The organism is Dyadobacter luticola (assembly GCF_005860805.1).
GTDB classification, from domain to species: Bacteria; Bacteroidota; Bacteroidia; order Cytophagales; family Spirosomataceae; genus Dyadobacter; species Dyadobacter luticola.
The window spans coordinates 735278-758423 of the sequence record NZ_VCEJ01000005.1 but is presented as its reverse complement, the minus strand read 5'-3'; the positions used below and the strand labels follow the sequence as shown (position 1 = coordinate 758423).

The 23146-nt window shown below is 47.2% G+C and carries 21 protein-coding genes and 1 pseudogene; 14 read left to right on the top strand and 8 right to left on the bottom strand.

The genetic code is table 11. From position 1 onward, the window contains the following. Positions 1-36: 36 nt before the first annotated feature. A complete protein-coding gene (locus FEN17_RS22300; protein WP_138367589.1) occupies positions 37-1095 on the top strand; it encodes an agmatine deiminase family protein in 1059 nt (352 codons plus the stop codon). Positions 1096-1373: 278 nt separating this feature from the next. Here FEN17_RS22300 and FEN17_RS22295 read toward each other — a convergent pair whose 3' ends face one another. After that, the gene (locus tag FEN17_RS22295; RefSeq protein ID WP_138367588.1) at positions 1374-2174 is read right to left on the bottom strand and encodes a glycoside hydrolase family 25 protein; all 801 of its coding nucleotides are present in this window, start codon (positions 2172-2174) and stop codon (positions 1374-1376) included. Positions 2175-2356: 182 nt separating this feature from the next. Here FEN17_RS22295 and FEN17_RS22290 point away from each other — a divergent pair, with 182 nt between their 5' ends. Together FEN17_RS22290 and FEN17_RS22285 are read left to right on the top strand one after the other, a co-directional pair. After that, on the top strand, positions 2357-2734 hold the full coding sequence (locus FEN17_RS22290; protein WP_138367587.1) for a T9SS type A sorting domain-containing protein: 378 nt from the start codon (positions 2357-2359) through the stop codon (positions 2732-2734). Positions 2735-2799: 65 nt separating this feature from the next. Continuing rightward, on the top strand, positions 2800-3180 hold the full coding sequence (locus FEN17_RS22285; protein WP_138367586.1) for a T9SS type A sorting domain-containing protein: 381 nt from the start codon (positions 2800-2802) through the stop codon (positions 3178-3180). A 79-nt stretch (positions 3181-3259) separates the two neighbouring features. Here the strand turns inward: FEN17_RS22285 and leuS are convergent, their stop codons facing one another. Beyond that, positions 3260-6067 (bottom strand): leucine--tRNA ligase, encoded by a 2808-nt coding sequence (gene leuS, locus FEN17_RS22280; protein ID WP_138367585.1) that lies wholly within the window; start codon positions 6065-6067, stop codon positions 3260-3262. 230 nt (positions 6068-6297) lie between these two features. On the opposite strand from leuS, the gene FEN17_RS22275 reads away from it, so the two are divergent. From FEN17_RS22275 to FEN17_RS22265, 3 genes are all read left to right on the top strand, one after another. Then, positions 6298-6969 (top strand): porin family protein, encoded by a 672-nt coding sequence (locus tag FEN17_RS22275; RefSeq protein ID WP_138367584.1) that lies wholly within the window; start codon positions 6298-6300, stop codon positions 6967-6969. Between the two features lie 163 nt (positions 6970-7132). Next, entirely contained in the window at positions 7133-8623 is a 1491-nt protein-coding gene (locus tag FEN17_RS22270) for a helix-turn-helix domain-containing protein (protein WP_138367583.1), read from the top strand. Between the two features lie 139 nt (positions 8624-8762). Further along, positions 8763-9668 (top strand): sterol desaturase family protein, encoded by a 906-nt coding sequence (locus FEN17_RS22265; RefSeq protein ID WP_138367582.1) that lies wholly within the window; start codon positions 8763-8765, stop codon positions 9666-9668. On the opposite strand, the gene FEN17_RS22260 is transcribed toward FEN17_RS22265, so the two are convergent. From FEN17_RS22260 to FEN17_RS22250, 3 genes are read right to left on the bottom strand one after another with little or no spacing between them, the layout of a single operon-like run. Next, entirely contained in the window at positions 9665-9877 is a 213-nt protein-coding gene (locus FEN17_RS22260) for a type II toxin-antitoxin system HicB family antitoxin (RefSeq protein WP_138367581.1), read from the bottom strand. The genes FEN17_RS22265 and FEN17_RS22260 overlap by 4 nt on opposite strands. Then, positions 9870-10127: a type II toxin-antitoxin system HicA family toxin gene (locus FEN17_RS22255; protein WP_138367580.1), complete on the bottom strand. Its 258-nt coding sequence runs from the start codon at positions 10125-10127 to the stop codon at positions 9870-9872. The genes FEN17_RS22260 and FEN17_RS22255 overlap by 8 nt, the downstream gene beginning before the upstream one ends. A gap of 15 nt (positions 10128-10142) precedes the next feature. Next, positions 10143-11066, bottom strand: a complete 924-nt coding sequence (locus FEN17_RS22250; RefSeq protein ID WP_138367579.1) for a sugar phosphate isomerase/epimerase family protein — start codon at positions 11064-11066, stop codon at positions 10143-10145. Between the two features lie 120 nt (positions 11067-11186). Here FEN17_RS22250 and FEN17_RS22245 point away from each other — a divergent pair, with 120 nt between their 5' ends. The 7 genes from FEN17_RS22245 (at position 11187) to FEN17_RS22215 (ending at position 20199) form a co-directional block, all read left to right on the top strand. Beyond that, the gene (locus FEN17_RS22245; RefSeq protein ID WP_138367578.1) at positions 11187-12773 is read left to right on the top strand and encodes an NAD(P)/FAD-dependent oxidoreductase; all 1587 of its coding nucleotides are present in this window, start codon (positions 11187-11189) and stop codon (positions 12771-12773) included. Positions 12774-12845: 72 nt separating this feature from the next. Further along, positions 12846-13079, top strand: a complete 234-nt coding sequence (locus FEN17_RS22240; RefSeq protein ID WP_171037978.1) for a DUF4160 domain-containing protein — start codon at positions 12846-12848, stop codon at positions 13077-13079. A gap of 24 nt (positions 13080-13103) precedes the next feature. Continuing rightward, positions 13104-13343: a DUF2442 domain-containing protein gene (locus FEN17_RS22235; RefSeq protein WP_138367577.1), complete on the top strand. Its 240-nt coding sequence runs from the start codon at positions 13104-13106 to the stop codon at positions 13341-13343. Between the two features lie 45 nt (positions 13344-13388). Next, entirely contained in the window at positions 13389-14042 is a 654-nt protein-coding gene (locus tag FEN17_RS22230; protein WP_138367576.1) for an NUDIX hydrolase, read from the top strand. Positions 14043-14204: 162 nt separating this feature from the next. Then, on the top strand, positions 14205-16958 hold the full coding sequence (locus FEN17_RS22225) for a DNA gyrase/topoisomerase IV subunit A (protein ID WP_138367575.1): 2754 nt from the start codon (positions 14205-14207) through the stop codon (positions 16956-16958). 36 nt (positions 16959-16994) lie between these two features. Further along, positions 16995-17645: a SanA/YdcF family protein gene (locus tag FEN17_RS22220; RefSeq protein WP_310589779.1), complete on the top strand. Its 651-nt coding sequence runs from the start codon at positions 16995-16997 to the stop codon at positions 17643-17645. Continuing rightward, on the top strand, positions 17629-20199 hold the full coding sequence (locus FEN17_RS22215) for a DUF5686 and carboxypeptidase-like regulatory domain-containing protein (RefSeq protein ID WP_138367574.1): 2571 nt from the start codon (positions 17629-17631) through the stop codon (positions 20197-20199). The genes FEN17_RS22220 and FEN17_RS22215 overlap by 17 nt, the downstream gene beginning before the upstream one ends. A 6-nt stretch (positions 20200-20205) precedes the next feature. Here FEN17_RS22215 and FEN17_RS22210 read toward each other — a convergent pair whose 3' ends face one another. Beyond that, positions 20206-21279, bottom strand: coding sequence for an ABC transporter ATP-binding protein (locus FEN17_RS22210; protein ID WP_229208949.1), 1074 nt, complete (start codon positions 21277-21279; stop codon positions 20206-20208). Further along, entirely contained in the window at positions 21183-21761 is a 579-nt protein-coding gene (locus tag FEN17_RS22205; RefSeq protein WP_138367573.1) for a nitroreductase family protein, read from the bottom strand. Before FEN17_RS22205 ends, FEN17_RS22210 begins: the two co-directional genes overlap by 97 nt. Before the next feature lie 156 nt (positions 21762-21917). Here FEN17_RS22205 and FEN17_RS22200 point away from each other — a divergent pair. Then, positions 21918-22235 (top strand): annotated as a pseudogene (locus FEN17_RS22200) (heavy metal-binding domain-containing protein); the annotation flags it as partial. A gap of 370 nt (positions 22236-22605) precedes the next feature. Here the strand turns inward: FEN17_RS22200 and FEN17_RS22195 are convergent. Then, the gene (locus FEN17_RS22195) at positions 22606-23064 is read right to left on the bottom strand and encodes a GNAT family N-acetyltransferase (RefSeq protein WP_138367571.1); all 459 of its coding nucleotides are present in this window, start codon (positions 23062-23064) and stop codon (positions 22606-22608) included. Positions 23065-23146: the final 82 nt, after the last annotated feature.

Here is a 23146-nt window from a genome sequence, read left to right as displayed (position 1 = left end):
GCGACCTTTGCACCGCAAAAAATCAACAGACCGACCGTGGCCGATCACAATATCTCAGCAACTTCCAAAGATTTAGGTTTTACATTTCCAGCCGAGTGGCACCCTCACCGCGCCACCTGGCTAACTTTTCCGCACAATGATGCTTCCTGGCAGGGCGACAAGCTGGCGAAAATGCGTCCGCAATATTTTGAGTTTATCAAACAAATCAGCCAGGGCGAAAATGTTTGTTTTGTGACAAATGATGAGGCGCTGAAAAACTTCATTACGGAAGAGTTGTCAAAGATCAATGTTGATCTTTCTAAAATTGAATTCTTAATAAAACCCACCAACGACGCCTGGTGCCGCGACCACGGACCTTCTTTTGTGATCAATCCGGAAACCGGCCAGAAAATGATCGTGGACTGGGGGCATAATGCCTGGGGCGGCAAATATCCGCCTTACAATGACGACAACCGGACGCCCCGGGCCGTCGCCAGCTATCTTAACATTCCGATCATCAATCCGGGTATTATCATGGAGGGCGGCGCGGTGGAATTTAACGGTGCCGGCAGCCTGCTCACCAGTAAATCCTGCCTGCTGAACCTCAACCGCAACCCGCATTTAAACCAGGGCCAGATCGAAAAGACACTTTGTGATTTTTACGGCGTGGAACAAATCCTGTGGGTAGAAGGCGGCATCGTCGGCGACGATACCGACGGGCATATCGACGATACTACACGATTTGTTAGTGAAGATACGGTGGTGGCTTGCGTAGAAAGTGACGTGAATGACGAAAATCACGAGATCCTGCAAACCAACCTGCAAATGTTGAAAGAAATGCGGCTGGTAAATGGCAAGCAGCTCAACATTATCGAGCTACCGATGCCCAAAGCCGTCATCATCGACGATTTTCGCACGCCGGGTTCTTATGCTAATTTCTTGATCTGCAATGCTGGTGTGATCGTGCCAGTGTTTAATAATCCGAATGATCAGGTAGCGATTGATATTTTGGGTCAGGCATTCCCGGGGCGAAAGATTATTCCTTTGCTGGCTACTGAGATTATCTGGGGGCAGGGAAGCTTTCACTGCCTAAGTCAGCAGGAGCCGCTGGTTTAGTTGTGATGCTTGATTAACGTTGCGATACTTGATTAACATTGTCATGCTTAACTAACATGTCATGCTGAGCGGAGTCGAAGCACGCTACTGGTTAAGCAAAACGCCTTTTGCACTCTACCTAGCCAGTGACGTGCTTCGACTCCGCTCAGCATGACAACGTTAATGCACTCTGCCTAGCCAGTAGAGTGCTTCGACCGCCCGGTGGCCCGGTCCGCTCAGCATGACAAGTCTAAGGCAACTTGCCTGACAGTAAAGTGGTTTTAACGCTGTTTACTACTCTACTCGCCCAGCGCCGCCCAATCCCCCGTCTCGTGCAAAAACACATTGTAATCCACGAAACCCCGGATACCGTCGGCCCAGCCTTTTTCGCTGTGCTGCCAAAAGAGGACGTGGGCGTCGGAGGCGAGGTCTTTGAGGTCGGTGCGGGAGTAGCCGGCTAGCCAGAGCGGGTATTCGTCGAAATTTCCGGCGATGTATTTTTTATAAAAGTGCTCATTCACATAAATGATCGGCCGCACGCCGTAATGCGCCTCGATCTGTTCGAGCCAGTTGCGCACGCCTTTGATAATAATATCGTCCGGCTTGCCGGCGTGTGATTCCAGATCGAGTACCGGCGGCAGGTCGCCCGGCTCCATGCGCACCTGACCGATGAAATTCTGCACCTGACGGTCGGACATTACGCGCGGATTATAGAAATGATAAGCACCCCGCTTCATCCCTACCCTTTTCGCTTCCTGCCAGTTTCTTTTGAACTGTTTGTCGAGGTGCGTGGCGCCCTCGGTGGCTTTAATGTAGACAAAATCGATCCCTACCTTCTCTGAGCGCGTATTTTTGAGCTTGTCCCAGTTGATCTTTGCATTGTGATGGGAAACATCGATCCCGTGAATCGGATATTTAAGCGGCAGCCTGATCCCGAACTTGCTGACAAATTCCCACTGATTTTCATCCTTACTATCCCGCCACCAGATAATTCCGCATATAACCAGGAAAACGGCTGCAATAATCGCCCAGCCTTTCGGTGGCAATGGTTTTAAATACTTGGTTTTACCCGCTGAAACAGCTTTTTTTTTCTTTGCCATACCGCGCAAAAATACGAAAGATCAGCTATCGCGGCATCTTACCATTCATTTAACAAACTTACCACTCATGTACTATGCAATACATAGTACCTAGTATCACCGTATGTTTGTCATGTCCAAAGGGGATAAAAGAATTACCAAAAACAAAAGAATTACTCAAAACTTTAAAATATCTATTAGCCATGAAAACTTCATTCAGAACCTTCGCATTAGCAGCCGCTTTCACAACTGTATTCGCTTTCAATTCTTTCGCAGATGAAAAAGAAACCAAAAAAGCAGGATTTGCAACCGGTGTATTCGCTTCTCAAAGCGGCAAGATCCACATCAATGTTGACAAATATGTTCATGAAAACACTTTGATCACCGTGAGCGACGCAGCAGGCAAATTGATGTACCGCGAAGTGGTTGCCAAAGACGTCGAAAAATTCAGAACATCATTAAATGTGAATGACTTACCTGCCGGAACTTACCGTATCAACATCTCTTCAAAAAGCGGAAGCGAAACCAAATCTTTCGAATTGACCGAGAAAAAAGCAGAACGTGAGATCAGCGTAAAATAACATTAGCCAAAGCCATGAAACTATCTTAATTCAAAATCCAATCAACCTTTCAACTTCCGTTAGCCATGAAAACTTCATTCAAAACCTTCGCATTAGTAGTAGCCTTCTTTGCAGCATTCACTTTCAACGCTTTCGCAGACGAAAAAGATGGTAAAAAAGCCACCGGCTTCGGTACCGGGATCTTCGCTTCCAAAAGTGGTAAACTGCACATTAATGTTGATAAATACGCGGATGACAATACCGTGGTGTTGGTTTCTGACAAAAGCGGCAAGTTGATGTTCCACGAAGTGCTTGGTAAAAACGTAACCAAATACAGAAAAACTTTGGATGTAGCTGACCTTCCAGCCGGAACTTACCAGATCGAGATCACATCCAAAATCAGAAAAGAAGTAAAAAGCTTTGAGCTGACCGACGTAAAAGCAGAAAGAAGCCTGAGTGTCAAATAATTGCCTTACCATCCATAGCCATGAAAAGAAAAGACCCGCGCAAATGTTGCGCGGGTCTTTTCTTTATTTCAAACATTTTCTAGGTCACCACATTCACTATACGCTTTGGTACCACCACCACTTTTTTGAGCGGCTTGCCTTCCATCCACTTCTGAACGGTTTCGTTGGCCAGCACCTCCACCTCGATTTCAGCAGCAGGCGTATCGGTAGGGAAAGGGATCGAGATCCGCACCTTTCCGTTGATCTGGACCGGATATTCAAACATCGCGTCCAGCAGGAATGTCGGGTTCCATTTCGGGAAAGCCGCTTTTGAAACCGTCCCTTTTTCGTTACCCAAAGCAGCCCACAATTCTTCCGAAACGTGCGGCGCGTAAGAAGCGAGCAAGATCACCAGGTCCTGCAATATTTCCTTACTCTGACATTTGGCCGCACTTAACTCATTGACGCAGACCATAAATGCACTGACCGCGGTATTGAAAGAGAAATTTTCAATGTCCTCTTCGATTTTCTTGATCGTCTTGTGCAGGGTTTTCAGTTCCTCCGGTTTCGGGGCGACATCTTTCACCATCCACTGCCCAGCATCATTGTAAAACAGCCGCCACATTTTCCGGATAAAACGATAGGTGCCGTCAATACCATTCGTATTCCAGGGTTTTGCCTGATCCAGCGGCCCCAGAAACATTTCGTACAACCGCAAAGTATCCGCTCCGTAACGCTCCACAATGTCGTCGGGGTTGACCACATTGAATTTGGATTTAGACATTTTCTCCACCTCCACGCCGCAAACATATTTTCCGTCTTCCAGGATAAATGTTGCATTTTCACCAGCGATATCAGGGCGTGATGCTTTGAATTTCTCTACATCCAGCACATCATTTTCAACAATGTTGACATCGACGTGCAATGCTGATACTTCATATCCCTCTTTCAAACCAGCACTTACAAACACTGGCTTGCTAAAATCCTCACTTTTGACCCGGTACACAAAACTGCTGCGTCCCTGGATCATTCCCTGGTTGATCAATTTCTTGAAAGGTTCTTCCTCAGGCACGTAGCCGCGGTCTTTCATGAATTTGTTCCAAAACCGGCTGTACAATAAGTGGCCGGTTGCGTGTTCAGTACCGCCAATGTACAAATCCACATTCCGCCAGTAGTCGATCGCATCTTTGGACGCAAACTCCTCGGCATTTTTGGGATCCATGTAGCGATACCAGTACCAGCTGCTACCCGCCCAACCTGGCATCGTGCTCAATTCATAACCATTTCCTGAACCGTGTCCCCAGCCCTGCGCGCGGCCCAGCGGTGGCTCGCCCGATTCAGTTGGCAAGTATTTGTCAACTTCCGGCAGATTTAAGGGTAATTCATTCAAATCCAGCAAGTAAGGCAGCGCCTCTCCGGTACTATCATTTTTATAATAAACCGGTACAGGCTCACCCCAGTACCGCTGGCGACTGAAAACCGCGTCACGCAGACGGTAATTGATCTTGCCTTTTCCGATGCCCTTTTCTTCCAGAAAACCGATCAAAACCTTATTGGCTTCATGGAATGTCAAACCATTGATCATTCCTGAATTAATGTACTTACCCTCTTTCGTCGCGTCGGCCTGGGTTTCAAAATCTTTCTGCGCATCCAGGATCGGGATGATCGGCAGATCGAAATGTTTGGCAAAATTCCAGTCACGCTGATCGCCGGAAGGTACCGCCATCACTGCACCGGTACCGTAGCCCGCCAAAACGTAATCCGCAATGTAAACCGGGATTTTCGCGCCATCAAAAGGATTGATCGCATAAGCACCGGTAAATGCCCCGGACACGGTTTTCACATCGGACATTCGATCCCGCTCTGACTTTTTCTGGGTCATCGCAATGTACGAGTCGATATCGCCACGCTGCTCCGAAGTAGTTATGACATCTACCAGCTCGTGCTCCGGCGCCAAAACCATGAATGTTACACCATAAATCGTATCGACGCGGGTTGTGAAAACCTCAATATTTTCCTGATGTCCTTCTATTTTAAATTTCACCAGCGCCCCTACTGACCTTCCGATCCAGTTCCGCTGCTGCTCTTTCAGTGAATCCGTCCAGTCTACCGTATCCAGTCCGTCCAGTAATCTTTGCGAGTAAGCCGTGATCCGCATCATCCACTGACGCATCAGTTTTTGGATCACCGGAAATCCGCCGCGCTCGGAGACGCCATCTTTCACTTCATCATTGGACAAAACCGAACCTAAGCCCGGGCACCAGTTCACGGTAGCGTCGGCAACATAGGTCAGACGGTATTTTAATGTTAGTTTATATTGCTCCTCTTCGGTCCACGCATTCCACTCTTCGGCAGTAAATGAAGGGGTATCTTCGTCGTGAGGCGCATTCACACCCGCATTCCCATTTTGACGAAATTTTTCAGTCAATGTTTCAATACGCTCGGCCTTGTCGGTATCGTTGTTGTACCAGCTGTTAAAAAGCTCGCCGAAGATCCACTGCGTCCATTTATAATAAGCCGGGTCCGAAGTACGCACTTCGCGTTTCCAGTCATAGCTCAAACCCAGGTTTTTCAGCTGCTCGGTGTAGCGGGCAATGTTCTGCTCGGTGGTAACCGCCGGGTGCTGGCCGGTCTGGATCGCGTACTGCTCGGCAGGCAAGCCAAAGCTGTCGAAGCCCATCGGGTGCAGCACATTGAAACCTTTGAGCCTTTTATATCTTGAATAAATATCAGAAGCGATGTAGCCCAGCGGATGTCCTACGTGCAAACCTGCTCCCGATGGGTACGGAAACATATCCAATACGTAAAACTTCGGAAGCTCCGACTGGTTGGTGACGTGGAATGTGCCCTGCTCCTCCCAGAAATCCTGCCATTTCTTTTCTATTTCGCGGTGACTGTAATCGCTCATATTGTCTTATTATTTAAATATTCCCCGTGTGGTGTAGCGGAAAATCGCAAAAATAGCCTTTTTGTACTTATCCCGGACATCCCGCTTCACAATTCACTTTGCTTCCGGGCTTGAAAATCACCTTTGTAGAAATGCGTACCCATTTTTCGGCCGTTATCAGGTCCGTTCGAGTCGGCACAGGTTTTTAAATATTTTTAGTAATTCATCAATACAATTAAACATCGATTACTATGAAAAACATTATGATTGCGCTGTGTGCGATGATGATCGTGAGCTATTCGGCATCAGCTCAATACGATCCTAGTTTCCGTTTCGGTATCAAGGCAGGGGCAAATTTGTCCAATATCAATGGCAGCAATGATTTATCCCTGAATTCATCCAACGCATTTAATTTCAAAGACAACGATAATCGCTCGCTGGGCTTTGTAGGAGGTGTATTTTTCCGTTTTGGTAAAACATTTTATGTACAGCCTGAATTCTTGTTATCTCAAAAAGGCGGCAAATTCAATGTATACGAAGATGGTGTACAAAACTCTGATGGTAAGGTAGATGTACGTTTTTCTAACCTGGACGTACCGGTACTTTTCGGTATCCGCGTCGCACGTTTTTTCAGGATCAATGTAGGCCCGATGGCATCTTTGAGAATGACCAGCAATGGTAAAATCAACGATTCTTTCGATGCAATCACCGGTTCAAATTCAAATGCAGAATTCAAAAACCGTCTTGCTTATGGTTACCAGGCGGGTGTAGGGTTTGATTTCGGACGTTTGATGCTGGATGTGCGTTACGAAGGTAACTTCACGGACATTGCGAATGTGAAATTCAATAACGCTACTACGGCTTCGCAGTTTGGTAAAAAAGGAAATCTGTTTCAGGCAACACTGGGTTTTTCAATCCTGTAAAAGTTAACCTGAGAAATAAAAAACGGGACTTGTCAACGACGGGTTCCGTTTTTTGTTTTTCAGGATTCATGAGTGGATTCGATCCCGTGCCTACTTTTGTGTATCTTTAATCAAACTGCCTGCGAGCAAATCCAGCGACATTCAGGCGCTATAACCCGGCAAAGTGGCAATAAATACAGATAATGTAAGGTTGGTTTTCGGATTGAAACTAAAACAACTCCGGCTGGATAAAGGCATGTCGCTCAGCGAGCTTTCCCAAAAATCGGGGTTGTCTATTTCCTACATCAATGAAATTGAAAAGGGAAAAAAATATCCGAAATCCGACAAGATACTTGCCCTGGCCCAAGCTATTGAAGTAGATTACGACACGCTGGTTTCCCTGAAACTAAGCAAAAGGCTGGAACCGATCTCAGAGCTGCTAAGCTCGAATGTGCTCACCGAACTTCCGCTCGAACTTTTCGGTATCGACCCTGCCAATCTCCTCGAAATCCTGTCCGACGCGCCGATGAAGATCAGCGCATTTGTGGGAACATTGATTGAAATCGCGCGGAATTATAATATGTCGATCGAGAAATTTTATTTCTCGGCATTGCGCACCTACCAGGAAATGCACGACAATTATTTTGAGGACATTGAGCTGGAAGCCGAGCGATTTCTGGACGAAAATGGCGTCCCTGCGGAAAAGCTGCTGGACGAACATTACCTCGCCGAGGTGCTGACAAACCGGTATAACTACACAATCGAGCCGATCAACGAGCGCATTAATCCCGAATTTTCAAGCGTACGTTCGCTGACGATCACGAATGCGATCGGGAATAAATTGCTGATCAATGCGCATCTTTCTTCGGTGCAGCGGGCATTTATTTATGGGAGGGAAATCGGCTATATTTATTTGAACCTTAAAAACCGGCTCAATACTACGGCGCTGGTGGAGGCGGAGTCTTTTGAACAGTTGCTGAACAATTTCAAGGCTTCTTACTTTTCAAGTGCCATCATTATCAAGCGAAATCTGCTGGTAGCAGCGGTCTCCGATTTTTTTGCACAAAAAACCTGGCAACCCGAAAGGCTGATCCAGCTTATCCATGACTTCAATACCACACCGGAATCGTTCTGCTACCGGTTGAGCAATATTCTCCCCCGATATTTTGGCATTAACCAGATTTTCTTTTCGAGGTTCAACAACTTCGTCGGGCAAAATTTGTTCGATATGACGAAGGAAATGCATATTTCGAGGAAACATTATCCGCATACTGTCCGCGACGAACATTACTGCCGGCGCTGGGTAGCATTGACGGTGTTAAATGATCTGGCCGAAATTATCCAGAATAAAGAGCAGCCGCGCATTCTCTGCAAAGCCCAAAAATCGACTTATATCGATACAAATGACCAATATCTGGTGATCAGTTTTGCGCAGCCGTTGTCGCCGACGCCGAATTTGAATGTGAGTGTTTCGATGGGAATATACCTCGACGAGCAAACCAAAGAAAAGCTGGCGTTTCTGGACGATCCGCATCTGCACGCGCGGGACGTAAACCAAACCTGCGAGCGCTGCTCACTTTTTGACTGCCGGGAGCGGATTGCGGCGCCGATTATTTTACAGAAAAAGCATAAAAATGAGGAATTGAGAAAGGCTTTGCGGAGAATAAGCCATTAAATAGGGGTATCGGCTTGCTGGAATGTCTTTTTATCTAAAAAGGGTTACATTGTCTGATTAAAAAAATCTTAGAAATAGTTAGCATAAAATTTAACAATTCCGCTCTCAACTATCTTTGCCTCATATTCTGACAACCACTATGCCAGGCACCTATGATTTCGAGGATCTCGTTTTAAAACTGTCGACACCGTTTTACGTCATTCTCATTGGTCTTGAAATATTTCTTACCTACACGCACCACCATTCCGAATCTTCGACGCGCCGCACCTATTCTTTCCGCGACAGTCTGAATAATGCCATGCTGATGCTGCTCAACGGTGGTATCGATCTGCTTTTCCGCGCTGTGTACGTCGCTGCGCTGATCTGGTTTTACAACCAGGCCCCGGTTGCGCCGATCGCCAATCCGTATATTTACTGGTTCGTGCTTTTTTTGCTGGAAGACCTGGCATTTTACACGCTGCATTATGTGGACCATCATTGCCGGCTTTTCTGGGCAGTGCACGTGACGCATCATTCTTCTGAGCATTTCAATTTGACTACCGGTTTCCGGTCCTCCGTTTTTCAGCCGCTTTACCGGTTTGTTTACTTCATCCCTCTGGCCCTCGCCGGCTTCGACCCTGCGGATATCATTGTAATGTATTCTATCACACAGATTTACGGCATCATTGTCCACACCGAACATATCAACAAGCTGGGCTGGCTCGAATACATTTTTGTGACACCATCGCACCACCGCGTACACCACGCCAGCAACGTGCAGTATCTCGATAAAAACATGGGTATGTGCCTGATTATCTGGGACCGTATTTTCGGCACTTTCCAGGAAGAACTTCCCTCGGTACCCCCGGTTTACGGCCTCACAAAACCGATTGACAATAGTAACATTGTCCACACCGTCTTCCACGAATGGCAGGAAATCGGCAAGGATTTTCGGCAGCCGGTTGATCTAGAAACGAAAGTGAAGTATTTGTTAAAGGCACCGGGCTGGTCGCCGGACGGATCAAGGAAGACGAGTAAGGATTTGCAAAGGGAGGTAGAGGGTTAAGCATACATCAGCTTCCCCTTCGCCCGCGGGATATCCCTTCCTAATTCCTTTGCAGTTTCAATCCATTGATCAATGACAATTTGCGCATTGGCTAGGGCTTCGCTTTGTGTCAGACCGTCAGCCATACACCCGGAAAGCTCCGGTACTTCGACTACAAATCTGGCGTCTTCCTCACTCCAATAAATGATTAGTTCGTATTTGCTATTCATAATTCACAAGCTTGTATTTCAGAACAATTGAGCGTACCTGTTTAACCTGATAGGGCTTTGCTTTGTTGCCATCCGGCTGAATATTTACAATTTCCAAAACATTTTCCATATAAAAAATTCGATGACTGCCGCCTGTCGTCTTTTCCGTAAAGCCCAGTTTCAGTAAGATTAAACGAAGGTCCTCAAAGCTAAAATTGTTATCAGCCGATCCCGACAGTAGTTTTAAAATTAATTTATCAAACTTCCCCATTTTTTCTTTATCAAATCAGACCCCAAAGACCTTCTGCAAATAAACCAAATCAATTTTATGCGCTGCCACCGCATTCATGGTATTGGGCGAAGCTTTTTCGAGACATTGTTCCAAAACCAGATGTGGCTTCACGCTGATATCCTTAAGGTTTTTGGCTAGCCTAACGTAATCAATGTCGCCTTCGCTGAATGTTTCCTGCCAGATTCCGCCTTTTGACTGACGGATATGCAGCTCGACGATTCTTTTGCCGTAAAGTTTTATAATGTCGAAAAGGGCGATTTGGGAATTTCCGGAACCGCGGTATACCCAATGTACGTCCAGGCAAAGCGAGACATTTTTGGGATCGGTGGCGAGGAGCATGTGGTGAAATTCGCGGGCGGCGGCGCGGAGTTCTACATCGTGGGTGTGGTAAGCCAGCGTCATGCCTTTTGACTTTAATGCACTGCCCAGCTTATCCATATTTTGGGCCTGCTCCGAAAGCTCGGCGTCGGATTTATTCAGGTCGCTGCCCCATTTGATCGGGTTGGGATTGGTAACGATGATTTTCGTAGCGGCTGGTTTCAATGCATCCGCAATCGCCAGCACAGATTCGATGGATTTATCAGCCTCGTCAGATTTATGCAGCGAAGTATTCACATACACCGAAGGCATTAATAAATTATATTTTTTAAGATAAGGCAGCAGCTTCGTTACTTCTCCGGCATTGTTGAATGCTGGTTCATAAGCCTTTAAGCCCGTCGAAGCATACTCCGAAAGCGATACATCCGGGTTAGCACCCCAGTCCCGACCCTCCCGCGCAAAAAACGTAATCCAGGAATATTGGTTGCAGGAAACCGGCATCGCGGCGGCCTTACTCTGCGTCCACGCCGGCTCGGCCAGTAGTGCGGCCCCGGCCGAAACGGCGATGGTGTTGAGAAACTGGCGGCGGTTTGTGGACATGACGGGGTCAGATTTAGGTGAATGTTCATCGGATTAAAGATCAAAATACCGGAATATTACCCGGCTTCAATCGCGATGCGTGGTTACCTTTGTGACATTAAAGGATAAATCCCTTTCTCCATGCACCAGACAGTCCAGCTCACATTAGCGCCCGAGATCGCGCTCGATGACGACAATTTTCGTCAGCATATCATCAAAAAATTACGTCTCCGTGACGGAGATATTCCTGTAATTCGTAAAACCCGCCAATCCATCGACGCACGGAGCAGGCAGGTGAAAGTCAATGTTCAGGCAGAAGTTTATGTCAACGAACTGCCGCCTTCACTGATCGGATCCAAAATTACCTACCCGGATGTAAGCAAAAAACCTGGTGCGATCATTATCGGCTGCGGCCCGGCAGGAATGTTCGCGGCACTGAGGCTGATTGAGTTAGGTATAAAGCCCGTGATTTTTGAGCGAGGAAAAGACGTCCGCGCCCGCCGCCGCGACCTGGCTGCGATCAATAAAGAGCATTTAGTGAATCCTGAGTCAAATTATTGCTTTGGCGAAGGCGGCGCGGGTACTTACTCGGATGGAAAATTATATACGCGCTCCAACAAGCGCGGTGACATTCGCCGTGTACTGGAAATTTTCGTGAGCCACGGCGCAAGCGAGCAAATACTCATCGACACGCACCCGCACATTGGTACCAACAAATTGCCGGTAGTGGTTTCTGAAATGCGGGAAAGCATTCTCAAAGCTGGCGGAGAAATTCATTTCGATAGCAAAGTAACCGACCTCATCATTGCCGACGGACAGATAAAAGGCGTAGTTACAAACAATGCGCAGGAACATTTGGGCATCGGCGTCATACTCGCAACCGGACATTCGGCGCGAGATATTTATGAATTGCTACACGCCAAAAACATTCTGATTGAAAGCAAATCCTTTGCGATGGGCGTCCGGATTGAGCATCCGCAAAATACGATTGATAAAATTCAGTATCACTGTGAAACCGATCGCGGCGCCTACTTACCGGCGGCTTCGTATTCTTTGGTGACCCAAACCCGTTACGAGGGTGTCCAGCGGGGCGTTTTTTCATTTTGTATGTGTCCCGGCGGGTTTATTGTTCCGGCTGCTACGGCTTCGGGAGAGGTGGTCGTAAATGGGATGTCGCCATCGCGGCGGGATTCGGCTTATGCTAATTCTGGGATGGTTGTTTCCATTGAAAATGAGGATTTAGAGCCTTACAAAGATTTTGGTCCGATGGCAGGTTTGCAGTTCCAGAAAGAAATGGAGCAAGCCGCCTGCCGCCTCGCCGGATCGACCCAAACTGCACCCGCGCAGCTTGCAACCGATTTTGTAAAAAACAAAATGTCGCGTGAACTGCGCGATACATCCTACCAGCCCGGCCTGCAATCGGTAGACTTGTACGAGGTGCTGCCTCCCAACATTGCATTTCCCTTAAAAGAAGCATTACTCGATTTTGGCAAAAAAATGCGCGGCTACCTCTCCCCCGACGCCCAGCTGATCGGCGTCGAAAGCCGCACCTCCTCCCCGATCCGCATCCCCCGCGAACGCGAAACTTGCGAACATCCCAAAATCAAAGGCCTTTTCCCCTGCGGCGAAGGCGCCGGGTACGCAGGAGGCATCATGTCAGCGGCCATGGATGGCGAAAGGTGCGCGGAGCAGTTGGTTAGGCTACATGCATTTGCTTTGAAACAATAAGTTCTATTAAAATCGGGCAATTGTTATATTTGTAAAATTCCCTTTGGGATTTGCACCATAAATTCACACACTATGCCTGAAATATTCCGAATGTTTGGAATGAAGTTTTTCTTTTACAGCCTTGAACACCCGCCTGTTCACATTCATGTACGAAATGCGGATGGTACCGCGAAATTTGAAATAAATCCGGTTCGTTTAATTGAAAGTCATGGCATGAAAACAAAAGATCTGGTTCTGGCTGAGGCGCTTGTTGAAGAGAATAAAGAATTGATCAGTACGAAGTGGATTGAGTTCCATGGAAAATGATGGGCGATTTTTTCAAATGTTATTATGAAAATCAGAGATGTTTGGTTCGATGAGGCCAATATTTACATTGTGACCGATACAGGCCATACAATAGGAAACCCTCTGGAATGGTTTAAGCGGTTGCAAACAGCTACACCGGATCAGCGGAAAGAGTATGAAATCGGGCCCAATGGCGAAAGTGTGCATTGGGAAGCAATCGACGAAGACCTTAGCCTTGAAAGCTTCTTTGACTTTAAAAGAGAATTACATTACGCGAAGATTTAATAAATGTGCAACTCAAAAGACCCAGTTTGATCTTCAAATTACTCAATGGCCACACTAGAATCTTTCTCCTCTTTTACTGAACAACTTACTAAAAAACTCAAATATCCGCTTCCCGGTGAGACGGCACACCGGATTATGCAGGCTTCTTCCAAGCTTCGCCTGACGTTTAAACCCAATGCGCGTACCCGAAAAAGTGCCGTGCTGGTTTTATTTTATCCCCATAAAAACGAAATCTATTTTCCGCTGATTTTGCGGCCGGCCTATGATGGCGTACATTCCGGGCAGGTGGCGTTTCCGGGTGGCCGGTATGAGCTGACGGATGAAAATCTGGTACGCACCGCACTCCGTGAGGCGCAGGAGGAAATTGGTCTCCGCCTGAATGATGTTAAAATCCTCGGTATCCTCACCGAGCTGTATATACCTGCCAGCAACTTTCATGTTTTGCCCGTGATCGCAGCCATGCCTTACCGGCCTGATTATTATCCCGACCCGCGAGAAGTGGAGGACATTTTCGAGATCAAACTCGAAGAAATTTCAGATGTAAACATTATCGGTTCCAGTGACATTCAAGTGCGTGGCGAACAGGTACATGCGCCGCACTATATGGTACAGGGGTACAAAATCTGGGGCGCGACGGCCATGATGATCAGCGAACTCCTGACCGTTCTGAACGCGCCGGTAGCCGATTCGGAAAACTGAATTTTATCGCTTTAATTGCTATATTAGCAGTTAATTCAAACGCATCTTTCGATCATTTTCGCCCTGCTCCGTTGCTTACGACGGACCAGTTCTTCCGCGAAAGCCCGTGAGACAGACGCCTTATTTTTACTGAATACTTAAACCCTGGTTCCTCCTGCATTTATGGACGAAAACGGAGCTGCGCCTGAAGCAGAAGATAGCGGATTGCATGAAAAATTGCCCATTTCGGGCTTATACGAAAACTGGTTTCTTGATTATGCTTCTTATGTAATTCTGGAACGTGCTGTTCCCGCTATTGAAGACGGTTTCAAGCCGGTGCAGCGGCGTATCATGCACGCGCTCAACGAGATGGACGACGGGCGCTTCAACAAAGTAGCTAATGTCGTGGGGTCGTCCATGCAATATCACCCGCACGGGGATGCTTCGATTTACGACGCGATCGTCAACATTGGACAGAAAGAATTGCTTTTTGATACCCAGGGCAACTGGGGGGATATCCGTACCGGCGACAGTGCGGCGGCTGCGCGTTATATCGAGGTAAGATTATCCCGGTTTTCCAGGGAAATTGCTTTTAATGATGATACCACCGAGTGGCAGCTTTCGTACGATGGCCGCAAGCGTGAGCCGGTAACATTGCCGGTGAAGTTCCCGCTGCTGCTGTCATTGGGCGTAGAAGGTATTGCGGTGGGCTTGTCTACCAAGATTTTACCGCACAACTTTTGCGAGCTGATCGAAAGCTCCATCAACATTCTTCAAGGGAAACCCGTCACGTTATATCCCGATTTTCTCACTGGCGGACATGTCGATGTTTCCAATTATAGCGATGGACAGCGCGGAGGCAAGGTGCGGGTGCGGGCCAAGATCGAGGAAGAAGACAAAAAGATGCTGGTTATCAGGGATATTCCTTTTGGAACTACCACCACATCTTTGATGGAATCCATCGTGAAGGCCAATGATGTGGGCAAGATTAAGGTGAAAAAAGTGGTAGATAATACGGCTGCCGAGGTGGAAATCCAGGTTCATCTGGCGCCGGGGGTTTCTCCCGACATTACGATGGACGCCCTCTATGCATTTACCGAATGTGAGGTTTCCATTTCTCCAAACGCCTGCATCATTATCGCCGATAAGCCTCACTTTGTGGGGGTTACGGAGATTTTGAAATACAATACCCAGCAGACGGTGCATTTACTGAACCGCGAACTGGAAATCAAGAGGCTTGCGCTACTTGAAAAGATTCTTTACGGTTCTCTTGAAAAAATATTCATTGAAAACCGCATTTACCGTGACATTGAGGAATGTGAAACTTTCGAGGCGGTGATCAGGACTATTGATAAAGGACTTGAACCGTATAAGGCGCAGTTTTACAGGGAAATAAATGATGATGACATTGTTGCGCTGACCGAGATCCGGATCAAGCGTATCTCCAAATATGATGGTTTCAAGGCCGACGAGTTGATGCGGAAGTGGCAGGAAGATCTGGCCGAAACCGATGACAATCTGGCCAACATTACCCGATTCGCGATTGATTATTACAAAGATCTTTTAAAAAAATACGGCAAAGGAAGAGAGAGAAGGACTGAAATCCGTGCATTTAACCAGATTGCAGCGAACGTGGTGGCGGCGAACAATCAGAAACTGTACGTTAACCGCGCCGAAGGATTTGTGGGTTATGGTTTGAAAAAAGACGAGTATGTGATGGACTGCTCGGACATTGATGATGTGATTGTTTTTAAAAGTGATGGTAAATGTCTGGTTACCAAGGTTCAGGAAAAGGTTTTTGTTGGAAAGGATATTATTCACGTTTCTGTTTTTCTAAAAAATGATGAGCGTAAGGTGTACAACCTGGTTTACTTGGATGGAAAAACGGGGGTATCCTACATCAAAAGGTGCCAGATCACGGCGGTGACGCGGGACAGGGAATATGACCTCACCCAGGGCACGCCAAAGTCTAAAATAACATATTTTACGGCAAATGATAATGGTGAGGCTGAGATCATTACGGTAAACCTGACGGCTCAAAGCAAAGCAAAAGTCAAACAATTTGATTTCAATTTTGCGGAGCTATTAATAAAAAACCGCAGCGCGATGGGCAACATTCTGACGAAATATCCTGTCAGAAAAATTACACTAAAACAGGCGGGACGCTCAACATTGGGTGGCGTGGATATGTGGTTCGACCCGACGATCGGGCGGCTAAACCGGGACGAGCGGGGCGAATACCTCGGCAATTTTGGCCCGAGCGACAGCATTCTGGTGATTTACAAAGACGGCAGCTATGAGCTGACGAATTTCGATTTAACCAACCATTATGTGCCGAATGAGGTGCTGCTGGTCAAGAAATTCGAGCCTACCTTACCGATCACGGCGGTATATTTCGACGGCGCGCAGAAACAGCATTTTATCAAGCGTTTCAACATTGAGACTTCTTCGCTGGATAAGAAATTCGTATTTATCAGCGACGCTAAAAATAGTAAGCTGGTGTTGGCCAGCACTGACAAGCGCCCCAGACTGGAAATTATTTTCCCGAAAACAGCCCAAAAAGAGCAAACCACAGTAGAGTATATTATCGATGAAATGATCGAAATCCGCGGCTGGCGGGCGATGGGCAGCAAGTTACCGAACGATAAATTCAAAGATATGCACTGGCTGCCGCCACTGCCTGATAACGTGGAAGTTGCCGGCGCAGAAGTTCAGACTGAATCAGTTGTGGACGAGGCAGATACGGACGAGGCTGACATAGAAAACTCGGCAGAGCCGACGCCGGAAACGGAAGTTCCTGAAACAGAAGAGGCTACTGAAACCGATGAACCTGCGCAAACCGACGGAGAAGACGAGGAACAGAAAAATGTTTCAAAATCGAAAAAAGACGGCAAAAAAGGACCTGATTCGAAAAGTCAGCTCGGTCTTTTTGAATGATGGATTGTCAATTAGAAGGCAAGAACCGGTACAGTGGTGAAAAAATTGATCAAAATCATATTGGCCTTACTCTTTGTCTGCATGGTTTTTATCCTGCTTTGCAACCTCTGGGTGGTTTACTGTACGCGCCAATACAACTATTTTTCCATCGGAAGCCTCCCTTCCAATGATGTCGCGCTGGTGCTCGGAACCAGCAGAAATTCAGAAAAAGGTAAGGAAAACCTTTTTTTTAAGTATCGGATGGAAGCTACGGCCCGACTTTTCAAGGAAGGTAAGATCAAATACATTATATTGAGTGGGAACAATGATTCGCAGTATTACAATGAGCCGCTGGACATGCAGCGCGCATTGCTGAACCTGGGGATTCCCGAGAATGTGATGACGCTCGATTACGCGGGTTTCAGGACTTTTGATTCGATTATCCGGTGTAAGGAGGTATTCAACCAGGATAATTTTACGATTATTTCACAGAATTTTCATAACGCAAGAGCATTATATATTGCTCATAATGAGGGAATAGAGGCGATTTCGTTTGCCGCGCAGGATGTTCCCGATGGCTATTCTATCCGGACTTTGATCCGGGAATACCTGGCCCGCCCCAAGGCGGTCCTCGACGTGCATATCCTGCGGCCGGCGGCGGATGTTACTTCCAATAGGGAGATCAGAAAAAATGAGAAAAAGAAATGAGGAAAAATTTATCTGGAAATTGCCGCTCAAAAAATCCGGGGAATCCCTGATAAGACTTTACATATTATTATTTGCATTCATTTGGTCTGTTACGGCCTCTGCACAAACCACTTACATCATTAAAGGGCGCGTTACCGACGCCAGCACCGGCGACCCGATCCCCTTCGCCAACATAGGTATCCCGGCCACCACATTCGGTACCACCACCAACTTCGACGGTTTTTATCAGCTCAGTTTTTCCCCGCCCGCCGATTCTATCCAGGTTACTTACGTCGGTTATGACGGCCGAAGCAAGAAAATTGCACCCGACCAGGCTGAGCAAAACATTGACATTCAGCTTACTCCGGGTACCACTCAGCTCCGGGAAGTGAAAATATTTGCCGGGGAAAATCCAGCCTGGGCTATTCTCCGGAAAATCGTCGCGCGGAAGGATTTGAACAATCCGGAAAACCTGAATGCCTACGAATACGAAAGTTATAACAAGATCCAGATCGACATTGACAACCTTTCGGAGAAGGTCAGAAACCGGAAAGCGATCAAAAAAATGACGCACGTGGTCGATAAATACGATGCGGTGAAAGGTGAGGACGGCGAGACGATCATCCCGATTTTTATTTCTGAATCTGTCTCAAATGTGTATTTCAGGCAGGATCCGAAGAAGAAAAAGGAGGTAATCAACAAAACAAAAATCTCAGGCGTGGGGCTGACCGATGGCAGTTTGGTTTCGCAGGTGATCGGTTCTTCTTTTCAGCAATACAATTTTTATAACAACTGGCTGAACATTCTTTCCAAAGATTTCGCCTCCCCTATCTCTGCGAGCTGGAAGCTTTACTACGATTTCTTCCTGGCCGACAGTGCTTTTAATGGTGTCAATTACGACTATCACATTGATTTTGAGCCAAGACAAAAACAGGATCTGGCCTTCACCGGATCATTCTGGGTGGACGGGACAACTTTTGCGCTGACACAAATCGATGTGAGCGTGGACCGGAAAGCAAACCTGAATTTTATAGAAAAACTAAAAATCCAGCAGTCTTACGAGTTATTTGAAGATGATAAAACCTGGGTACCGCTGAAAACCAGGGTGTTGATCGACGTGGATGAGCCTACGCCACAGACGGCCGGGATGTTGCTCAAATTTTACTCGTCCAACTCGAAATTCAAGCTCAACGCACCTTACGACAACAAGTTTTACGATGCGGCCATCGAGCTTAAAGAGGATTATAAAGATTCCGACTCCACATTCTGGATTAAAAGCCGGCCCGAATCTCTGAGCCCGACCGAGAAACTGACATTTGAACTAATCGATTCTCTGAAAGTCCTGCCCGTGGTGAAGACTTATACGGAAATCCTGAATGTGTTTGTGAACGGTTATAAAAAGATCGATAAGTGGAACATTGACATCGGGCCCTATTTGTATTTGTATGCCAATAATAAGGTCGAGGGAAACCGTTTCCGGCTGGGCTTCAGAACCGATCCGGGTTTTAGCCGGAAATGGATTTTCAGCGGATACGGCGCCTACGGTACCCGCGACCGTGCTTTTAAATACGGCGCCGGCATGGACTACATTATCGACCGGAAACCCTGGACGATTGCGGGCGTTTCGTATTCCAAAGACCTGGAAAGGTTGGGCGTCACGGCGGAGACCATCGGACCGAGCACAATTTTCGGCGCATTTTCCCGGTTTGGCGCATTCCGCAGGCCATATTGGCAGGAAGACATTTCGGCCTATATCAAGCGCGAAGTGGTAAAAGGTTTTACCGGCAGCGTCCAGATCCGTCACCGCACGTTCCGGCCGCTTTTTCCTTTTTCTTACCGCACCATTCCCGAAGCTGGCAACGAGTCGCCGACGAAAAGTGCCTTTGACATTACAGAGATCAACCTGGAAACGCGGCTCGCGAATAAGGAAACATTTTTACAAAATGACAATGAGCGGATCAGTATGGGAAATGGCAATTCGCCTATTTTCACACTGCGTTATACATTGGGTATCAGGAATCTATTCGGCGGGGATTTTAATTATAACAAATTTTCCTTCAACATCCGGCACAGCTTCCGGGCCGGGGTGATCGGCCGCACTTACTACAATCTGACGCTGGGTTACATTCCGTCCACATTACCTTATCCGCTGCTTTACACGCCGCTGGGCAACGAGTCGCTGTTTTATGTGGACAATGCTTATAACTTGATGCGGTACTTCGAATTCATCAGCGATAGGTACATTGCGCTGCGGATGGAGCACAATTTTGAGGGTTTACTGCTCAACCGGATTCCGGCGATTAAGAAATTAAAATTGAGAATGCTGGCTACTGGGCGTGTTTTTTACGGAAGTACCAGCGACGCCAATGTTTCGCTGACGACCACAACGGACGAATCGGGAAATGAAATCCAGACATTCAGCAAACTGAAAGACCGGCCGTACGTGGAGCTGGGTTATGGGATCGACAACATTTTCAAGTCGGGCCGCATTGACTTTATTCACCGGCTTACCTATCTCAAAAACCCGAATGTTACGCCATTTGCGGTGAAGATTTCCTTCTGGTTTAATTTGTAAAATCCGTCAGATCACCCGAAGATCTTTTGCAGCGTAGGTAAGGTGCACTTGCTGACCAATTTCCAGATCGTGGCGGCTACGGTAAAAAGAAATCCGGCCGCTGGCATTCACGCAGCGGATTTCCCAGTGATTTCCATGAAAACGGATCGCCTCGACTTTTCCTTGCCACTTACTTTTTTCTGGGTGCCGGGTAGGTTTTATTTTTTCTGGCCTGATAAAACAGCTTTTCTTCTCCTGCCCTACTTCGATCCAGTTAATATCGCCCGTCAGTTCTGCCACATAACTATCAACTGGCTGATTGTAAATTTCCTGCGGCGTACCCACCTGAATAATTTTTCCATTTCTTAAAACCGCTATCCGGTCGGACCAAGCCAGTGCATCGGCCGATTCGTGGGTGACAAAGATGCAGCTCATTTTTTGCTGCTTGCGAAGTGCTTCTATCGCATCGCCTAGTACGCGGCGGTTGTGGTTGTCGAGGTGGGCGAAAGGTTCGTCGAGTAGTAACACGTCCGGCTGCTCAGCCAATGCTTTTGCGATGGCGGTGCGCTGTTTCTCACCGCCCGAGAGCAGTTTAGCTTTTTGTTTTTTAACATAATGCAGACCGGCCGTTTCCAGCAGTTCAGCTACTTTTTCAAGGCGGTAATCCGCGTCGTAAAACCGCAGCGAGTAGGCAATGTTCTCCTCCACCGTCTGATTTGGAAAAAGCTCATACTCCTGATGTATCAGCCTGATCGCATCGTGGCCCGGCATCAGCTCGCCGCTGACAGGTTTCAATTTTTGCTCTTTAAAAAAAACATCACCTTGATCCGCATCCAGGAAACGTCCCAGAATGCGAAGCAGGGTGCTTTTCCCCGACCCGCTCTCGCCCAGAATACCCAGCCACTCCCCCTCACGAAGCTGTAAATCAACGTCGTGAAGAACGGTATTGGCTCCAAAAGATTTGGATAAGGTACTGACGCGCAGTGTCGTTTTGGGAGATGCCATCAGGATGCCCAGGTAACCTTGTTTTCGATTGGCGTACGTTTGCTGGCAGGCAGCTCTGCGCCATCGTGGTAACCCATGAAAAAGAGCCCAAGACATTTTTGCGCTTCTGGCAAATCCAGAAATGCGCCCAATTCTTTCAATACGCCCGGGCTGCTCCAATACGAGCCGATGCCGTAGGCAGAAGCTGTAAGCCATATATTTTGCACTGCGCAAGCTGTCGCCGCGACTTCCTCCCACTCAGGCAGTTTTTCAGGATGCAGCTCAACATTGATAATGATAACGCAGTTTGATTTCATCACTTTTTCCCCAGCGGCGTCGTAACGGGCCTGGGAAAATGCTTCGGGCGCGGTTTGCGAGCGGTATCTTTCAGAGAAGAAACTGGCCAGTCTTTTCAGGCTTTCACCTTTGAAAACCATGAACCGCCAGGGTTCGGTCATTTTGTGTGTGGGTGCGTAATTGGCGTTTTCCAGGATCTGGCGGATCACCTCGTCCGGGATATCTTTTTGAATGTAGTTCTGCGGGAAAATGCTGCGTCTGTCGCGGATAATACTGTTTATTGCTTCAATCGATTGTTCCATTATTGATCTGTGAATTTGTAAAAAGGCAAAGCTAGCAATCATAACCGAAAATTACCGGCTTCCTGCACGGGTTTGCCGCTAAACCATTATTTTAAGCCCGGCGTTTTCAAAATCAACTAAATTCAGCCGAAATTCTACCATCCCAACCTGACATCTATGCTTGTTACTACAACACCCAACATTGAAGGTAAAAAGATCATCAAGTACATTGGATTGGTCAACGGCGAGGCGATCATCGGCGCAAACATTATCAAAGATTTCCTTTCAACTGTCCGGGATGTGGTAGGAGGCCGCTCGGGCGCTTACGAGCAGGCGCTTCGGGAAGCAAAGGCAATTGCGATCCGCGAAATGATGGATCAGGCCCAGCGGCTGGGCGCCAATGCCGTAATTGGTGTTGATATTGACCTGGAAACCATCGGCAGCAGCAGCTCCATGCTGATGGTCAGTGCAAACGGTACCGCCGTCTGCTACGAATAACACTTACCAAAAGGCACAAAAAAATGGCCTACCGCATTACAGTAGGCCATTCCACGTAAACCCTCCTCTATCAGTGTTCGTCAAAAATGTTATTGGGTTTCTGACAGGGCGTCAGTCCCAAAGCAACAATTTGCTTGACTGAATACTAATAACTAAAATTCTGTGCCAAATTATCAAAGAATGTTCAAGACAACAATTTATATCAAAGTTTTTTCACATTTTTGTAGCAAAATTACTACGTTTCGGCGTATTTCGATGAGAAAGAAGCGGAGCCTAACTACATGAATCATCAATTCTTATCGATTTGGTGTTACGAAAGTCAGCAAATCCGGGAATTCGTTCCCCAATTACCCCCACACATACGGCTTTAAACAGCCTCCCGCGTCATTTCAATGTGTGCTATGTCGTCTTCCGGATACACTTCACTGGATTGAAGAAAACCAAAGGACTCATAAAATCTTTTCAGATAAAGCTGCGCCCCGATCCGGATAGTGCTTTTTCCGTACAGCACTTCCAGTTTTTCAATAGATACATGCAGAAGCTCAATGCCTAGCCCCTGTCCTCTTCCTTTTGTAGAAACGACAATCCTGCCGATAGACGGAAATTCATAGGAAATACCTGGCGGGACAATGCGCGCGTAAGCCAGCAGCTCGCCGTTTTTGTACCCCGACAAATGGTGGCATTTCTGGTCTTTATTATCCGCATCCAGAAAACAGCACCTTTGTTCCAGCACAAAAACCTCCGAGCGCAGGCGCAGCTGCTGATATAATTCTTTGGTAGAAAGTTCTTCAAACGTCTGGAAACGCCATTCTAGTAGCTGTGCCATTTTATAGATGTTACTGGAAAATTAATTTTTGCCTGATTTTGATCGTCTTTTATAAATTTGCGGCACGGTTTGGAAACCGCAA

Excerpts from the sequence above, each read along its gene's own strand:
- FEN17_RS22230 (WP_138367576.1), top strand. The coding sequence starts at position 13,389 with ATGGCCACACTAGAATCTTTCTCCTCTTTTACTGAACAACTTACTAAA.
- FEN17_RS22205 (WP_138367573.1), bottom strand. The coding sequence starts at position 21,761 with ATGGAACAATCGATTGAAGCAATAAACAGTATTATCCGCGACAGACGC.
- FEN17_RS22195 (WP_138367571.1), bottom strand. The coding sequence starts at position 23,064 with ATGGCACAGCTACTAGAATGGCGTTTCCAGACGTTTGAAGAACTTTCT.
- FEN17_RS22235 (WP_138367577.1), top strand. The coding sequence starts at position 13,104 with ATGAAAATCAGAGATGTTTGGTTCGATGAGGCCAATATTTACATTGTG.
- FEN17_RS22265 (WP_138367582.1), top strand. The coding sequence starts at position 8,763 with ATGCCAGGCACCTATGATTTCGAGGATCTCGTTTTAAAACTGTCGACA.
- FEN17_RS22225 (WP_138367575.1), top strand. The coding sequence starts at position 14,205 with ATGGACGAAAACGGAGCTGCGCCTGAAGCAGAAGATAGCGGATTGCAT.
- FEN17_RS22210 (WP_229208949.1), bottom strand. The coding sequence starts at position 21,279 with ATGTCTTGGGCTCTTTTTCATGGGTTACCACGATGGCGCAGAGCTGCC.
- FEN17_RS22295 (WP_138367588.1), bottom strand. The coding sequence starts at position 2,174 with ATGGCAAAGAAAAAAAAAGCTGTTTCAGCGGGTAAAACCAAGTATTTA.
- FEN17_RS22215 (WP_138367574.1), top strand. The coding sequence starts at position 17,629 with ATGAGAAAAAGAAATGAGGAAAAATTTATCTGGAAATTGCCGCTCAAA.
- FEN17_RS22290 (WP_138367587.1), top strand. The coding sequence starts at position 2,357 with ATGAAAACTTCATTCAGAACCTTCGCATTAGCAGCCGCTTTCACAACT.
- FEN17_RS22245 (WP_138367578.1), top strand. The coding sequence starts at position 11,187 with ATGCACCAGACAGTCCAGCTCACATTAGCGCCCGAGATCGCGCTCGAT.
- FEN17_RS22260 (WP_138367581.1), bottom strand. The coding sequence starts at position 9,877 with ATGAATAGCAAATACGAACTAATCATTTATTGGAGTGAGGAAGACGCC.
- FEN17_RS22275 (WP_138367584.1), top strand. The coding sequence starts at position 6,298 with ATGAAAAACATTATGATTGCGCTGTGTGCGATGATGATCGTGAGCTAT.
- FEN17_RS22240 (WP_171037978.1), top strand. The coding sequence starts at position 12,846 with ATGCCTGAAATATTCCGAATGTTTGGAATGAAGTTTTTCTTTTACAGC.
- leuS (WP_138367585.1), bottom strand. The coding sequence starts at position 6,067 with ATGAGCGATTACAGTCACCGCGAAATAGAAAAGAAATGGCAGGATTTC.
- FEN17_RS22255 (WP_138367580.1), bottom strand. The coding sequence starts at position 10,127 with ATGGGGAAGTTTGATAAATTAATTTTAAAACTACTGTCGGGATCGGCT.
- FEN17_RS22285 (WP_138367586.1), top strand. The coding sequence starts at position 2,800 with ATGAAAACTTCATTCAAAACCTTCGCATTAGTAGTAGCCTTCTTTGCA.
- FEN17_RS22250 (WP_138367579.1), bottom strand. The coding sequence starts at position 11,066 with ATGTCCACAAACCGCCGCCAGTTTCTCAACACCATCGCCGTTTCGGCC.